General features: G+C 49.6%; 12 protein-coding genes and 1 pseudogene. 8 read left to right on the top strand and 5 right to left on the bottom strand.

Annotation, left to right across the window (positions count from 1 at the left end):
• Window positions 1–12: 12 nt before the first annotated feature.
• The gene (locus HC231_RS10995; protein WP_208231005.1) at window positions 13–690 is read right to left on the bottom strand and encodes a helix-turn-helix transcriptional regulator; all 678 of its coding nucleotides are present in this window, start codon (window positions 688–690) and stop codon (window positions 13–15) included.
• Between the two features lie 128 nt (window positions 691–818).
• Between HC231_RS10995 and HC231_RS10990 the strand changes: the two genes are divergently transcribed.
• From HC231_RS10990 to HC231_RS10975, 4 genes are all read left to right on the top strand, one after another.
• Window positions 819–1,241 carry a pyridoxamine 5'-phosphate oxidase family protein gene (locus tag HC231_RS10990; protein WP_208231004.1) on the top strand — a complete coding sequence of 141 codons (423 nt, stop codon included), beginning with the start codon at window positions 819–821 and terminating at the stop codon, window positions 1,239–1,241.
• Window positions 1,242–1,427: 186 nt separating this feature from the next.
• Window positions 1,428–2,177, top strand: coding sequence for a bifunctional NADP-dependent 3-hydroxy acid dehydrogenase/3-hydroxypropionate dehydrogenase YdfG (ydfG, locus tag HC231_RS10985; protein WP_208231003.1), 750 nt, complete (start codon window positions 1,428–1,430; stop codon window positions 2,175–2,177).
• A 292-nt stretch (window positions 2,178–2,469) separates the two neighbouring features.
• On the top strand, window positions 2,470–2,817 hold the full coding sequence (locus HC231_RS10980; RefSeq protein WP_208231002.1) for a DUF1283 family protein: 348 nt from the start codon (window positions 2,470–2,472) through the stop codon (window positions 2,815–2,817).
• Between the two features lie 131 nt (window positions 2,818–2,948).
• Window positions 2,949–3,251 carry a DUF1161 domain-containing protein gene (locus tag HC231_RS10975; RefSeq protein ID WP_208231001.1) on the top strand — a complete coding sequence of 101 codons (303 nt, stop codon included), beginning with the start codon at window positions 2,949–2,951 and terminating at the stop codon, window positions 3,249–3,251.
• Between the two features lie 90 nt (window positions 3,252–3,341).
• Here the strand turns inward: HC231_RS10975 and HC231_RS10970 are convergent, their stop codons facing one another.
• From HC231_RS10970 to HC231_RS10955, 4 genes are all read right to left on the bottom strand, one after another.
• Entirely contained in the window at window positions 3,342–4,805 is a 1,464-nt protein-coding gene (locus HC231_RS10970; RefSeq protein ID WP_208231000.1) for an MDR family MFS transporter, read from the bottom strand.
• A 233-nt stretch (window positions 4,806–5,038) separates the two neighbouring features.
• Window positions 5,039–5,704 (bottom strand): dethiobiotin synthase, encoded by a 666-nt coding sequence (gene bioD, locus HC231_RS10965; RefSeq protein ID WP_208230999.1) that lies wholly within the window; start codon window positions 5,702–5,704, stop codon window positions 5,039–5,041.
• A gap of 159 nt (window positions 5,705–5,863) precedes the next feature.
• Window positions 5,864–7,081: a sugar metabolism global transcriptional regulator Mlc gene (gene mlc / locus HC231_RS10960; RefSeq protein ID WP_208230998.1), complete on the bottom strand. Its 1,218-nt coding sequence runs from the start codon at window positions 7,079–7,081 to the stop codon at window positions 5,864–5,866.
• Between the two features lie 223 nt (window positions 7,082–7,304).
• Complete coding sequence (locus tag HC231_RS10955; protein WP_208230997.1) at window positions 7,305–8,198, bottom strand: LysR family transcriptional regulator; 894 nt, start codon at window positions 8,196–8,198, stop codon at window positions 7,305–7,307.
• Between the two features lie 143 nt (window positions 8,199–8,341).
• On the opposite strand from HC231_RS10955, the gene HC231_RS10950 reads away from it, so the two are divergent.
• The 4 genes and pseudogenes from HC231_RS10950 (at window position 8,342) to HC231_RS10935 (ending at window position 12,188) form a co-directional block, all read left to right on the top strand.
• Window positions 8,342–9,571 (top strand): MFS transporter, encoded by a 1,230-nt coding sequence (locus tag HC231_RS10950; RefSeq protein WP_246494824.1) that lies wholly within the window; start codon window positions 8,342–8,344, stop codon window positions 9,569–9,571.
• A gap of 182 nt (window positions 9,572–9,753) precedes the next feature.
• Entirely contained in the window at window positions 9,754–10,689 is a 936-nt protein-coding gene (tus, locus tag HC231_RS10945) for a DNA replication terminus site-binding protein (protein WP_208230996.1), read from the top strand.
• 325 nt (window positions 10,690–11,014) lie between these two features.
• Window positions 11,015–11,718, top strand: a pseudogene (locus HC231_RS10940) (hypothetical protein).
• A complete protein-coding gene (locus HC231_RS10935) occupies window positions 11,715–12,188 on the top strand; it encodes a hypothetical protein (RefSeq protein ID WP_208230995.1) in 474 nt (157 codons plus the stop codon). The pseudogene HC231_RS10940 and the gene HC231_RS10935 overlap by 4 nt, the downstream one beginning before the upstream one ends.
• Window positions 12,189–12,455: the final 267 nt, after the last annotated feature.

Below are 12,455 nucleotides of genomic sequence, written 5' to 3'. Positions count from 1 at the left end.
TTAATGGTTTGTCTATCCAATATTCCCCGCCAATGTTCCAGGTTCAAACGGCCTGGGAGTAAAGCCCTGCTCTGATATATTTAACTGCGTTATTCGGGAGATTTTGAATAGCCGGAAATCCTGCCTGGCAAGACAAAAGCCATGAACATACCAATTCCCCTCTTTTAATCTCAATTGATAAGGCTCAATTTGCCGCTGACTCTTTTTCCCTTTGCCATCGGAGTAGTTGAAATTCAGCAATAGGCTTTGATTCAACGCCTGTTTGATTTTTTCAAGGTGCGTTTGCAGGTTGGGAGAGCCAATCCAGCGGCTCAGGTCGATAGCAATCTGACTGGTTTTCAACTTAATTTCCCCGGCCTGCTGCTGCGGGATCAGGCTTTCTATTTTAGCCAGCGTATTAATGAGCGATTTACCCGATAACGCTGACGAAAGGCTCCCCAAGCCGGTTAGCAGCGTTGATATATCATCGGTGGTGAATAATCGTTTATTTACTTTATATTTATCCATAATACTGATGCCGCCATTAACGCCCTGATACGTCACAATGGGAATGCCGGCTAAATTGATGGTATCAATATCCCGATATATGGTGCGAATGCTGACTTCGAACATTTCTGCCAATACCGTAGCGCTGATTCTATCCCTTTCCAATAACAGCATAATGATGGCGATGATGCGTTCTATTTTCACTGTCGATGCTCTGCCAATTATTTTTTACTTTGCAAATAAACCCTGACACGCAGATGTCAGGGTTAGTCTACTACACTCACGTCATAAAGAAACGCATGTTAATTTCATTGAGTATATGGAGGAAATAGATGGACTTCTTACAGCAATTCAACCGCCTGATGACGGAACAGCGGGAGTTGGCTTTAGCGACCAGCATTGAAAATAGACCGAACGTTCGTATTGTGAACTTTTATTGCGACACGGCGAAAAAAGGCATCGTCTATTTTTCGACGTTCAGAGATAACCTGAAGGTCAAAGAGTTTAAGCAAAATAACCGGGTTGCTTTTACAACTATCCCCTTGTCGGAAAATCAACATGTCAGAGCGATGAATGTGATAGTTAAAAAGAGCGATTTGACTATCTACGATTTAAGTGAATTTTTTATTAAAAAAAATCCCGGTTATCAAACGATAATCGATCATGCCGGTGATGAGATTGAACTCTACGAAATTCATTTTAGCCAAGCGCGGGTAACCCTGGACTTTACCTGTTCGGGAATAGTGTCGTTTTAACGGTGCGTAAAGCTTAATGCTTGAAGGTTATCTTCAAGCTGTTAATGTTGTATTCATCAAAGTCAGTTTGTTCGCCCTACTTTATCTATACTGAACTGACATCGAGCACAAACAGCCGTTTTGCCCTGGCTGATTTGTCGCCTTTTTCCCTTAATTGAATAAACGTAGTCATCAGAGGAAACAGTAATGATAATTTTCGTTACCGGTGCAACGGCCGGATTCGGTGAATCCATCACTCGCAGATTTATCAAAGAGGGCCACAAAGTTATCGCGTGCGGCCGCCGTCAGGAACGTCTGGATGCGCTGAAAAAAGAGCTGGGAACATCGTTGTATACCTTAAAGTTGGATGTCCGCGAACATCAATCAATCGATCAGGCGTTAACCTCCCTTCCCGCCGAATGGCGCAATATCGATGTCCTGGTGAATAATGCCGGGTTGGCTCTGGGTTTGGAGCCGGCCAATAAAGCCAATGTGAATGACTGGGATGTGATGATCGATACCAATAACAAAGGGCTGGTTTTTATGACTCGCGCGCTGTTACCGGAGATGGTCAAACGCAATGTCGGCCATATCATTAATATCGGCTCCGTCGCCGGAAGCTGGCCTTACGCCGGCGGTAACGTATATGGCGCGACTAAAGCCTTTGTCCAGCAGTTCAGCCTTGGCCTGCGGGCGGATTTGTTCGGGACCAAGGTTCGCGTCACGAATATCGAGCCGGGGCTGGTCGGGGGAACGGAGTTTTCCGCCGTGCGCTTTAAGGGCGACGAAAATAAAGTGAATAAAACCTACGATAAGACCAACCCGCTTACGCCCGACGATGTCGCCGAGGCGGTATTCTGGGTAGCCTCCCTGCCAGTCCACGTCAATATTAACTCATTGGAAATGATGCCGGTCAGCCAATCCTTTGCCGGGCTGAACGTATATCGCGAAAATTAAACCTCATGCGGCGCGAAGCCGCTCTTCGCGCCGCAACGTCCCCTTTCCTTCCGTTGCGCGGTTGTCCGCGGTTATGGAGCCATTGACGATAAAAATGATACACTTCAGCGCGCCGCCAGATATTCCCGGCCGTTTCCTTCTCATTTACGTCCCACAGTGAAGGGTTGTTTTGTAATTACCGGCAGTATTTGCCATAGTAATAACGTTTTTTTATATTTATGCCCAATGGCTTTCCCGATGCGCATCCGCAGCCAGAAAGTTGGAAGGCGCATTCTATTTATCAAGGTGAAAAATGAACCAACACTCCTTTGCCTCCCTGATTCGGGCCTTGATCCCACTGTCCATGTTGATGGCGTCCGCAGCCTGGTTGCCAGCCGTGCAGGCGGATACTCGTCATGTCATTATCGAATCGGATAATACCTTGTCCAAAGAAGCGGCGCGTCAAAGCAGCGAGCAGTGGAATTCAACCCGCTCTTTGCGTAACAAGGTTAACACCCGCGTTGAGAAAGAATTCGATAAAACTGAAAAAGCGATAGACGGCGAGGAAAAATGTAACGCCAGCTATAACGTTAACGCCTATTGGGAAGCCAACACCGCGCGTTGTCTTGACCGTCGGACCGGCCGCCCTGTTACGCCCTGAAATTTAGTCTACGCTTTAAAGTAACCATCTTGCCTGGCGGCATAACCCAATAGATTTCGAGCCTCTTCGACGGTGAAAGATATAACGCCAGGCAATGAGCCAGGACTTTGTTCAAATAAAAGGGTGATAAGATGAAAAAGACGATAATTTTCGGCGCGGCCTTATTTGTGCTTGTTCCTCTGGCGGCACAGGCCTCTTGTGAGAGCGTTAAAGCGGATATCTCGCAGAAAATCATCAATAACGGCGTGCCTGAGTCAGGTTTTACGCTTGATATCGTTCCTAACGATCAGGTGAGTCAAGCCGGCGGTCAGGTAGTTGGTCATTGTGAGAATGACTCGCAAAAAATTATTTACATCCGGCATGCTGATGGCGATACAAGCGTCGACAGCGCACCTTCGGCGACGGAGAGTCAGCCAGCTCCCACCGCGCAGTAACGCGCCTCTGCCGGTTCATATTTCGTTTCAGAGAGCGGAGAGCTCTCTCTATCTCTGAAACGAAAATATTCAGGCAATCCTACCCTTACCTCAAACTCGTTGATTAGCCGGGATCATCCAGGCCGAAAATAGCGTAATAAACGCAATTAGCGCGGATACAATGAATACGCAATGTATCGAGGATGAAACATTCCAGGATAGCGATTCAAGCTGCGTCGCGCTCATCATGCTCCGGCTATGGGCATCCATCAGCGTTTGCAGCGGATCGGCCATGCCCGGCAGACGCAAATGCAGGTTGATGTTCAGCGTCGCGCCAAGAATTGCCGTACCCAACGCCGATCCCAGCATGCGGGTAAACATGGTGGACGCGGTCGCAATGCCGCGAATGGAATAATCCACCGCGTTTTGTACCGAAACCAGAAAGGTCGTGTTGCTTAATCCCATGCCGGCGCCGATAAGAAAAGCCGCGATGCGCGCCCAGTTGAGCGATTTATCCGGCTCAAGCGTTAATAGCGTCAAACTGCCGGCGATCAGCAGCACGCCTCCGCTGACGGCGGTAACCCGGTAGGATGTCCACAGCATTAATCTGCCGCTCAGCGTACTGGCCAACGGCCAGCCAATCGACATCAGCGCCAGAATACTGCCCGCCTCCAGCGGCGAACGCCCCATTACGCTCTGAATAAAGGTCGGCAGAAAGGCGCTGACACCCATCATGGTCGCACCAATCAGCAAACCGCCAAGATTTCCCGCGACAATCACCCGGTTACGCCATAAGGCTAACGGGAAAAGCGGCTCCGGCGTACTCGTTTCCTGCCGGAATAATAGAACGCCCCCGACCAGGGCAATAACCATTAACGGGATAATCCAAAGCCCAAGCACTTCAGCCTGCAGCAACGCCATCAACAGGCTGGCGACGGTGACGGCGAGATAGAATGCGCCAGCCCAGTCTAATTGATGTTGCCGTACCTGGCTAACCGTCGGCAGATAGCGGGCTAATAAAAATATCGACAGTAACCCAATGGGGACGTTAACCCAGAAAACCAGAGCCCAGTTGAAATGCTCAACGATGAACGCGCCCATCAGCGGGCCGACAATCGCCGAGATGCCCCACACGCTGGAGAGATAGCCCTGAATTTTAGGCCGCTCCGTCCTGCTATACACGTCAGCGACTATCGTGAACGCGATCGGCGTGATAGCGCCGGCGCCCAAGCCCTGAATCGTGCGAAACAGGATTAACCATCCCATGTGGCTGGAAAAGCCGCACAGCACCGATCCCAGCAGAAAAATAATCGTACCGATGAAAAAAACGCGCTTACGGCCAAACAAATCAGCCAGCCGGCCATAAATAGGAATACTGATCGCTTGCGTAAGCAAATAGCCGGAAAAGACCCATCCCAATAGTGAAAAACCGCCTAAATCCGCAATAATCGTCGGCAATGCGGTAGCCACGATGGTGACCTCGATTGCCGCCGTAAACATGGCCAACATACAGGCGATTAAAACCCAGTGGCGATGCGTTACAGGAGGATGCTCAGAATTATTTACTGTTTTCATTATACTTTTTCGCCTGAAAAATAGACTCTGTTTTTGAGTATACCAGTTGCCATCCTATTGGGTGACTGACTGAAAAGAGAAAATGAAAAGCTGTATCATTCCTGCATTTGGCGCGGATAGGTAACATTATTTTGGAATTAAAAACAGGAATGCTATAAACACGACGGAAGGAATAAAGGTGTAGCGCGGTACAGGCTACACCTTGCAATCATTCGATAAATATCGCCGCAGGACTAATAATCCAACGCCGACAGATCGATATAAGAAGACAAATCACGCTGTTCGGCCCGGGGTAAATAAGGTAACTCCCCCAACTGCGGCGCGGGAATTTTTTTGCGCAGCACGGTAATGATATCCGCATAATTCGCCAGTCCCGGATTAATTCGATTGGCAACCCAGCCGGCCAGCGGCAAGCCGTCATTAATAATGGCTTGAGCGGTTAATAATGCATGGCTGATACAGCCCAATTTAATACCGACGACTAAAACGACCGGAAGTTGTTCCTGAACGACCCATTCAGAATAAGGGCGCAGATCGTTCATCAATGTACGCCAACCGCCGCTGCCTTCAACCACAACGACGTCGGCTATATCGCTTAAGTGCTGTAATCCCTGCGTCATCGAACTGTAGTTAATCGGTTGTTCACTCGCGCTGATTTCATCCTCGCTCAGCGTAATCGGATTTACCGCCGCATAGGGTAGACGAATAGAAGACGCCGCCTGTAGCAACAGCGCATCTTTATTCTGTAACCCCTCTTCCGTTTCCACACACCCTTTTGCTATTGGTTTATAGCCCGCCACTGATTTTCCGGTCATTGCTAATTTCTGCAATAACGCTTTGGATACAACAGTTTTACCGACTGCAGTATCAGTACCTGTGACAAAAATGCGGTTCAACATGAGAAAACTCCGGGGGGCCACCTGAAAATAACAAGCACAACAGAAATGCTATCCAATGGTGGAAGTCTAGGCGAAGCGCCATTCGGGCAGTTTGCGTTAGCTCAATGTTTTGTTTTTCTGCGCTTCCGAACAGAAAAATATTAATTTGAACGTTTAACTTTAACCCTGCAACAATTTCACCAGTAACGACCCGTTATACAATGCATCTTTAACCAATGCCGCGCCGGGCATCGTGCCTTGATTATAAAACTGGGTCGCTTCTACCTTAATGTTGTGGCTATAAGGCGGAAAAGACTGTTGATGAATGCAGCCCATAATGGCCGGATATAAAATACCGGCGGCTTTATTTAGCGGAGAGCCGACCAGAATTTTATCGGGATTAAATAAATTAACCATGATGGCAACAATTCGTCCGACGTTATTACCCACATCGTTAATAATGTCTCTTGCCAGTTGATCGCCTCTCAGCGCGGCGTCACAAAGGCTATCAACCGTCAATGGCGAGCCATGCAGCAATGAACTCATCGACGCATTCATCCGCTGCTGCGCCAGTTCCAGCATACTTGCCGTGCTGGCGACCGTCTCAAGACAACCGTGATTGCCGCAATAACAGCGCTTGCCATAAGGATCGACCTGCGTGTGCCCTATCTCGACCAGGTTACGGCTCCCGGCATGCAGCACCCGTCCGCCGGTAATGACGCCCGCCCCGACATTATGGTCAATCACCACCTGGATGACGTTCTGACAACCGCGCGATGCGCCATACAACGCTTCGGCCATCGTCCAGGCGCAGATATCATGCTGTACGAAAACAGGTAATCCCGTCCGCTGTTCCAATTCCGGCCCTATCGCCATCTCTTCGACATCATAAAACGGCATCCGGTGGATAATGCCGGCGGCGGCATCGATCATGCCGGGCGCGGTAATCGCAATGGCGGTCAGGCGTTCCAGCCGATTTTGATAGCGAATAAAGAATTGATCGATTTCGTTAAGGATACGCTGAAGCAGCGGCTGCGGCTGGTCCGCCGGAAGAGGAATGCTATCCTCGACCACCAGTTTGCTGCTCAGATCGCGTAACGCCAGAGTGATCGAATTATGATTGATGCGCGCGGAAAGGTAATGCCATGCCTGTGTATCAAGAATCAACCCGATGGCCGGCCGTCCCCGGCTGCCGACATCCTGATATTCCGTTTCCTGAACCAGATGGGCTTCCAGCAGTTCGCGCACGATTTTGGTGATGCTGGCTGGCGCCAATTGCGCACGTTTAGACAGTTCAATACGTGATATCGGGCCATATTTATCGATCAGCCTGTATACTGCACCGGCATTCATTTGTTTAATCTGATCGATATGTCCTGGCTGACCGTCGGCAATCACAAAACTGGCTCCTACTTTTTATCGCTAGCACTGCTGATGGGGACCGGTTATACCCATTATCCTTTTCGTCGCGCTAAGGCTCTCGCTGCACCTCGACATCTAACGGGTATCTGTATTCTATTTTTCACGCTGCAAAATAAAAAACTGAGGTTATGTTGGAGCTTTTCGCCAAAGCCGTCAAATATTTGATTCGTTATGTGATTTAATGCACATATTGAAAATATTATCGGTTAAGCATAAGCGAAATCAGCGTCTCGGCCGCCGTTTTTAACGGCCTATGCCGCGCCGTAGCCAACCATACTTCGGTAATCGCGTCACTTTCCGCTAATTGTAAGTATTTCACGCCATCGACTTTAATCCGCATGAACGAGGCGGGAAGGATGGATACGCCTAAGCCGGATGACACCAGACCGACAATCGTCATGGCTTCGCCGACTTCCTGAGTAATATAAGGCGTGATCCCATATTTCTTCAGCAACGTCAGCGTTTCATCGTACAGCGCCGTACCAACCGCCCGAGAGAAGAAAACAAAAGGCTCATTCGCCAATTGACTAATACTGATCGGTCCTTTGGCCTGTGTGGCCAACGGATGTTCCTCATGCACCACGGCGACGAGCGCTTCATGCAGCAGCAGTTGATGTTCCAGCGCATCGGGCAGCGGATTATTGCGCATCACGCCAATATCAAGTTTACCATTCAGCAAAGGTTCGATTTGCTGTTTGGTGTTTAATTCGATCATCTGAATATGTACTTGCGGAAAAGACTGGCGGAACCGGAGCAGACTGCGGGACACTTTTTTGATGAAAGGCGCTGATGAAGTAAAACCAATGGTCAGTTCCCCTATTTCTCCCCGCTGAATTCGTGCTGCGCGTTCCGCCGCTTGATTAACCTGCGCGATGATCGACCACGCTTCTTTTAAAAACATTTCGCCCGCGGGGGTCAATCGGACATTACGATTATTTCGTTCTAACAGCTTCGCCCCGACCTGTTCCTCCAGAATCTGTATTTGCTGACTGAGGGGGGGTTGCGAAATAAGCAATTTTTCGGCCGCGCGGCCGAAATGCAGCTCTTCGGCAACAGCAATAAAATAACGGAGGTGGCGTAATTCGATATTCATATCTTATAAGTATTAATTATGATGACTAATATATTATACAAAACAATATTGCTCTTCTATGATCGCGCCATCTTTTCTTTTTCAAACCTGGAATTATTTTGAGTACCCCTTCAACCCCAGCATCAAACGCCGTATCCGTCTCTATCCTTGATGATGTGGAACCGCTTTCAACTAAATCGAACGCTACCGGTAAAAAACCCTATATAAAACGCGGCACGCCGCAGTTTATGCGCGTCACATTGGCCCTATTTTCAGCCGGCCTGGCCACTTTTGCCTTGCTTTACTGTGTGCAGCCCCTATTGCCGGTTCTTTCCCAGGCGTTTTCCATTTCCCCGGCGACCAGCAGCCTGTCGCTTTCGGTAGCCACGGGGACGATGGCCTGCGGACTACTATTTACCGGACCGCTGTCCGATACCGTCGGCCGCAAAAACGTAATGGTCGTGTCGCTAATGCTGGCCTCTATTTGTACGTTGATTTGCGCCTTTATGACCAGTTGGCAAGGCGTGCTGATCATGCGCGCCATGGTCGGTCTGTCGCTTAGCGGCGTGGCGGCCGTCGCGATGAGCTATCTGAGCGAAGAGATCCACCCCAGCGTATTGGCCTTTTCCATGGGGCTGTACATCAGCGGTAATTCTATTGGCGGCATGAGCGGACGCCTGGTTAGCGGCGTATTGAGCGACTATTTCCCCTGGCGAGTTTCTGTCGGCGCCATCGGCGTTCTGGCGTTAATTTCCGCGCTGACCTTCTGGAAAATTCTGCCGGAGTCGCGCCATTTCCGGCCAGGCTCTTTGCGGCCCAAATCCTTACTGCTGAATGCCAAACTGCACTGGCATGATGCCGGGCTGCCATTGCTGTTTTTAGAAGGTTTTTTGCTGATGGGGTCTTTCGTTACCCTCTTTAATTACATCGGCTACCGTCTGCTGGCCTCACCCTATCTGCTTAGTCAGGCCGTGGTTGGTCTTTTATCCGTGGTTTATCTGACAGGAAGCTATAGCTCGCCGAAAGCCGGCGCATTAACCGCGCGCTATGGCCGGGGGCCGGTATTGAGCATCTCCATTGCAATTATGCTGCTAGGCCTGTTCATTACCGCTTTTAGCCCGCTGTTGTGCGTTTTTCTCGGCATGATGATGTTCGCCGCCGGTTTCTTCGCTGCCCATGCCGTCGCCAGCGGTTGGATTGGCCAGCGAGCGCGCCGTGCAAAAGGCCAGGCATCCTCCATGTATCTGTTTTCCTACTATTTCGGTTCCAGTCTGGCCGGAACCCTCGGCGGCGTCTTCTGGTATTCGTATGGCTGGGCGGGCATCACCGCCTTTCTGGCAACCCTACTATTCATCGCGCTGCTGGTCAGCGTTCGTCTGAAACAGCTCTCCTAACGCTGATGCCGCTCGTTTAAGAACCGAGATTTCTCCCTAAATCCAGGCTTAAGCGCGCGGCATCCCTCCTTTGCCCCATCGGGGTTCCCATTAATTCCTGCTTGGCGATAAAAACACGGTTGCCGATAGCGGGAATTAATAATATAACCATTAGTATGTTGTAACTAAAGAATGGTGCGGGTATGGATCGTTATTCACTGATTGATCGAATGAATCGCTGCTTTACGTCGCTGGAAGAAAAGTTGGCGCGGATGCCGCCGCTGTTTTCCTCCTTTCGTTTACTGGCTGGTCGTGTTTATTCATTACCCGATATTGAAAAAGGCGCCGAACACGACGCCATAGCGCGCATCGAGGTCCGCCAGCATATAGGCCCGGCGGCCTGTGAATTGGGGCTGGCGCATTTCCAACGCTTATTTATCCACCACTACCCCGAAACCATCAGCAGCAAAGCCGCCATTCGCCTTCCGGGCGCGCTGTGTTTTTCCGTCGATCAACGGCAGTATCAGCAGGCGCAACAGCTCGTCACCGAGATAAACGCGCTGAAGAAAGAACTAGAGCACATCATCGCCGTTGAATCGGGGTTAGCCCCCGAACAGCGTTTTGAGTTTGTACATAACCATCTGCCCGGCCTTATCACGCTGAGCGCTTACCGCTCGTTAATGCTTATTACCAACCCGGCGTCGGTACGCTTCGGCTGGGCCAATAAGCATATCATCAAGAATATGACCCGCACCGAGTTACTGACCAAGCTGGAAAAAAGCCTGAAAGCGGGCAAAAGCAGCGCGCCGTACAACAAAGATCAGTGGGTTGCATTAGTTGAGCGGGAGATAGAACAGGTCATAGGCTTACCTAAACATGCGGTGCTGAAGATAAAGCGTCCGGTGAAAGTCCAGCCGATTGCCAGAGTGTGGTATCCCAAACAGCAGAAACAGGTCCAACACCCCTGCCCGTCGCCGCTGTTGGTACTGTGTCAGCAGGAGTTTGGCGGAGAGGTTCCCATTATCGGCGAGTTGAATAACTATGATGCCGATAATATAAAACATAAGCATAAACCGCAGGCTATGCCGCTGCGACTACTGATACCCCGGCTACATCTATATACGGGGTTTGAGGGATAATGATGTAAAAAACCCCGCTAACGGTGGAGATCTTTAAGTCCTGTCGGGCTTTGCCCTTTCTGATTTGAGAACCTCTGCCATTAACCGGCAACGACCGCCGCAGACTCAAGAAGGAGCGTCAACGATGACCTGAGCGAGGAGGCGTCATTTAACCTGAACCTGAATTTTGCATTTACGCTCTAAAGCCGTACTTTTTCCTCTTTCACATGAGCACTTCCATGGAGAAAACGCTCATGCTCACATATTAAGCCAATTTACACTCCGCTATCAGGTGTTATGGTAAATTAGGCCGCAGTGGATCAAAACATGGAATGGGATATTCAGGATGAGTAAGCGATCAGACATCATTGACGGGAAATATGCGGCAACATCTAGAGATGGATTAATTTACACGGAGGTACTTGGCTGGGTGGATTTGGGGCATTCGAGGGGGAGGATATACGCAACCTCTTAAGATTAATGGCCGAGGGCGAGTCATCAGGGAAGGAGTTTTATGATGTCAGATATTCACAGGGGATGACATCACCCTTTAGGTTGCTCCGTTCGGGTAAGGTGATGGTCTGGCGCATCCGGCGCGGGAGGCCTCACTGGGAGCAGAAAAGCATTGCGCTGGCGATGATGATGACGATGGCGTGCAAGTTTGAGGCGTTCCAGAGATCGTTTCCCAATAACCTGATGACTGATAGCGGCTTCAGCGGTGAGGATCTGGTGTCAGACCTGCTGGGTTTCTATCGAGTGGTGTCGATTCAGAATCCCTTTGCGCAGATCCGGCCGGTGAGCAAGGCCGAAGCCCTAAAGCGCTGGGACTACTACGGCAAGATCGGTAGCTGGAAAAACGAGTCGTTCCAGCCGCTGCTGTTCCCCGATCCGGATAAATTCCCGCACTCACGGCCCTGTAAAGGGCTTTTGCCGCCATTCATGCGGACGGTAGTCCCCTATAACGATTTTCTGTCCGGAAACGTGATCCTGCCACGGTATGATGGGACGTTTGTGATACTTGGTGCCAGCAACGGCAGGATGGGATTATGAGGAAAGCTATCGTCGCCCTGATTGGTGTGGTAGTCATCGCTGGTATTGTGCTGGTCGTTGGCTGGCCGTATGTGAGGATGGAGTTTGCCAGCAGCGCGCATTATACCGAGCTGGATAAACGTGAGTACGAGTATTACACGCCTGAAATACTAAAAAAAATTCCAAGAGCCTCAGATAACTATAGGTTTGACTTCAGTAAAGGCGCAGGCAGAGATGAGTTTGTTTTTACAGTCCATTTTTATGGAGCCAAAGATAGTAGCGTAATTATTAACTACTTAAGAGCCGAAGGGTATGAACTACAAAAAACGTGTGATGTTGAGGCGGAATGCTGGCGAAGTTATAAAAATAATGACGTGATTACTGTTGCTCATTTTACGTCACCCAGGGAAATATTTGTCCAGATATACCGAAGTCCCTATACGAAATCTCTGGCAGATTCTAAACACAATGTAAACATCTCTAAGCAGTAGGTATACACAAAGATTGCGGACAAAACTGAATCATCACCAACCGTCGGCTGGTGATGTTTTAGTAAATAAAACATTAAGTTAACTCCTTAGCGTGTTTTTTGCACGTTTGACCTCAACCCCTATACCGACGATTGATGACGCTCCTCGTCATGCATCAAACTAGCAGCCCAGTCACCCTGCCTATGCTCATCGTGATCCCTCCGGCATCCCGCCTTGCGCAGGTTGAATCGCCCAATTGCAAAATACCAATGATTACAATAATGATTA

The organism is Brenneria izadpanahii, assembly GCF_017569925.1.
In the GTDB taxonomy this organism is placed as follows: domain Bacteria; phylum Pseudomonadota; class Gammaproteobacteria; order Enterobacterales; family Enterobacteriaceae; genus Brenneria; species Brenneria izadpanahii.
The sequence above is the reverse complement of the archived record's forward strand: the minus strand, read 5'-3'. Positions and strand labels throughout refer to the sequence as shown.